The following is a 274-nucleotide window of genomic DNA, read 5'->3' as shown; positions in this document are numbered from 1 at the left end:
TGACTTGCCTGCCAGCGGATCCTCTTCACCGAGCGCTGTCTGGAGGGCCTGATCATAGCGCAGGGCCTCATGGTCGTTGAAATCTTCATAGCCAGCGGCGACACCGAACACCCGCTGACGAACCAGAGTGTCGAGCTTATGACGAACCTGTTCCGGTGCACGGGGATCATGAAGCACGGTGGCCAAGCGGCGTGTCAGGCGATGGTGTTTATCGACTTCACGAAGCAGGAGTAATCCGGCGTCCGACGTGATGTGGCCCCCGGAGAAGTCGGCT

At 59.9% G+C, this 274-nt stretch carries 1 protein-coding gene; it reads right to left on the bottom strand.

The features are described from left to right. Positions 1-274 (bottom strand): transposase (locus QIT27_RS17005; protein ID WP_285264494.1); only part of this gene is annotated, 274 nt, incomplete at both ends.

The organism is Halomonas sp. LC1, from assembly GCF_030247125.1.
Classification (GTDB): domain Bacteria; phylum Pseudomonadota; class Gammaproteobacteria; order Pseudomonadales; family Halomonadaceae; genus Vreelandella.
This window is presented reverse-complemented; position numbering and strand designations above follow the sequence as displayed.